At 66.4% G+C, this 3,038-nt stretch carries 2 pseudogenes; one reads left to right on the top strand and one right to left on the bottom strand.

What is annotated here, in order from left to right:
• A pseudogene (locus tag ACIGEZ_RS34150) lies at window positions 1–1,547 on the bottom strand (hypothetical protein); the annotation flags it as partial.
• Window positions 1,548–2,049: 502 nt separating this feature from the next.
• Here ACIGEZ_RS34150 and ACIGEZ_RS34145 point away from each other — a divergent pair.
• Window positions 2,050–3,038, top strand: a pseudogene (locus ACIGEZ_RS34145) (sugar-binding protein); the annotation flags it as partial.

Raw genomic sequence — 3,038 nt, 5'->3', positions numbered from 1 at the left:
TCGGACTCGCTGGTGGCACGCATGCCGAAGGTGATGTTCGACCAGCCACCGGTCGCGGCCTGCTGCGCGGCGGACAGGACCGCGGAGTTGTTGAACGTCTCGTACTCGTCCGGGCAGGACGTCGACCAACCGTGCGCGAAGGACTTCGACTGCAGATGAGTCGTCCACGACGGCTGCGAGTTCCACGTCGTACCGGAAGAGATCGCCCCGGTGAAGTAGAACTTGAACTCACGGCTGGTGCACGACCACGAGTGGTTGTTCAGCACCTTGAAGGACGCCGCCGTGACGGTCGCGCCCTTCATATTGGAGTCGAAACCCATCCGCCAGAACGAACGGCCCAGACCACCGGTGTCCGACTCGTAGCCCACACGGGCATCGGAGGTACCGGAGGAGAAGTTCGTACCGTTGTAGAAGCTGGAGTTCGGGTACGGACGGTACGCCGTCGTCCACGCCTGCCAGCCCGAGTTCATCGTCGGGTCGACGAAGAGCGGGAACTTCACGTCCTTACGGGCCAGCAGCCCGCTCCCGGCGACGTTCAGCGCGAGACGGGCAGCACCCGTCTTGTCACCGTCGAGGGCGACGGGCAGCTGAGCGGACTTGGCACTGGGCTCGATACCGGTCAGGCCCGACAGCTTCAGCACATCGCCCGGCGTAGCGGTCGAAGTCCGGTTGACGGTGCCGGCGGGCAGCTCGGGGTCGCGGCCGCTGGAGTCCCAGGCGAACGGGGTCGGGATCGAGCCGACCTCCTTGCCGGCCTTGTCCAGGACGAGCACGCGGTTGGTCTTGGTGTCGTGCTGGAAGGTCGCGGTGGCGGAGCGCAGCCCGTAGGAGACGGACTTCAGCGCCTCCTGCTGGGCGGCCTGCGGCGTCTTGACGATGAGGACCTGGGCGAAACCGCCCTCCTCACGCGCGACGAGCAGCAGGTCGACACCCGGAAGCACCTCGGAATAGAGCGCACGCGGGCCGTCGAGCACCGGCTCGGGCAGCACACCCGGCCAGGTGTACGCGATGGTGTGACCGCCGAACTCGACCTCGGCCAGCAGCGACGCACCCGGCGTCTCGGCACGGGCGAACGAACGGTCCGCACGCGACTTCTCGGCGCTGCCGCTGGAGAACCGCACCGGAAGGGCCGCGTTCACGGGCGTGATGCCGAGGCCGCGGGGCGCCTTGTCGGAGCGCTGGAGCTTGTTGTCGATCGGGGCCCACTTGCCGGCGGCGTTCTTCGCCCGCTGAGGCAGCGCGTGCATCTGCGAACGCATCTGCCCGTTGGGCAGCGCCCACGTCAGCGAGGTCGCCGAGGTGGCGGTGTCGACGAGGACCTTCTTGCCACTGCGGACGGCCTCGGCCCTCGCAGCGGCCTCGTCCTTCGGGCCGGTGGAGGCCTGCTTGGCGTCGGTGGACTTGCCACCGGCGTTCGTCACAGGCGCGGAATCGGGCTGCCACCAGGGCAAGAGGGCAGCGGTGAGAGCGGCCAGCACGAGGCCGATGGTCAAAGACAGCCGCGTGCGCGTGCGCACGAAGGGGCTGAGATAAGGCGGCGCGGTCACGGCGGTCTACTCCCGTGTGAACCAGATGGATTGCGGACAGCACAACGAGCCCCTCCGGCGAACCGTGGGGCACAGGAGCGCACACGATCACACACCCGACACAAGGCGTCCACACATGAGAAGTTTATTAATCCGTTACTGAAACCCAAAGATCGTGTTCCGTGAGGCCAATAAACACCCGGTTTGCGGCTTTCAGGGAGGGGTGATGACGGAAGTGTGCAGAATTTCCCTCGTTGCCTGATCGGGCATCAATAGTCGCAATCTAGGCACCAATAGGGCGTGAGCAAGATCACAGAGTGTCACGCTGTGTGATCGATTTCGATCTTGCACGCCATGGCCGTGATGGCTGAAAGTGCACCCGCGGGCGTCCAACAAGCGTGCGCTTCTTGGCATTTCTGCAACCCCTTTCCGTTTTTCTTTTCCTTCACGTTGTGGCTGGTGGGAGTCGACGCGTATGCGTGCTTCAAGTCCGCTGTCATGGCTGGGGCGTAGACGCCCAGTCATGACGGAGTCGATACGACGGCGCAGGCGGCGAAGCCGCATAGCGACCGTCCTTTTGTTGTCCTCGACACTGACCGTGACGAGCCTGGGCGGGCAGGCGCTGGCCATCCCGGGCCCGGGCATGAACCGCGAAGAGCAGACCACTTCGGTCGATCTGCCCGACATTCCGAAGAGCACTGAGCTCAACGGTGATGCCGAAGCGCAGAAGACGCTGAGCACGGCGCCCGAGGTCCCGGTCGAGCAGTACACGCCGGAGAAGACCGCGGCGTGGCCTGCGGGCACCGGCAACGTGACGCTGGACGCGTCATCGACACCGGGCACCACAGTGCCGGTGACGAACAGTCTGCCGATCGCACTGGGTGTGCCCGAGGGTGGCGACCCGTCGGCTGTGGCGGGCAACTGGACGGTCGATCTGGCCCCACAGGCCACCTCGCAGGACGCGGGTGTGTCGGGTCTTGTCATGAAGGTGACGCCGCCGGCGACGGTCGACCCGGCCGCCGAGGTGGCCCTCACCGTCGACACCACCGGTTTCCGTGACCTCTACGGTCCGGCAGCCGCGCAGCGCTTCGGTCTGATGCTGCTGCCCGAGTGCGTCTACTCCTCGCCGACCACGGGTGACTGTGCGGACGACGGTGGTACGACGCCGATGTCTGGCGACGATCCCGGCAAGGGCGACTTCCAGCGTCTGAACTCCACGGCGGAGACGGTTCCGGCGGCCAAGGCGCCGACCAAGACCACCATGGCCAAGGGCGAGAAGACCCGCGAGATCATCACCGGCACGGTGCCGGTCTCCAGCCTTCTGGCCGAGGGCTTCGTATCGAAGCCGACCAAGGCGTCGCTGCGTGACGGCGTGCAGCCGGTGGCAAACGCCGCGGGCGGTTCAGCAGTCGGCATGCTCGACACCGGCTCCTCGGTGTCGGGTGACTTCACCGCCTCCCCGCTGCTGTCCTCGGGCTCCTGGTCCTCGGGCTCCTCGTCGGGTGCGTTCAC

The sequence above is a fragment of the Streptomyces sp. NPDC085481 genome (assembly GCF_044541845.1).
GTDB lineage: Bacteria > Actinomycetota > Actinomycetes > Streptomycetales > Streptomycetaceae > Streptomyces.
This window is presented reverse-complemented; position numbering and strand designations above follow the sequence as displayed.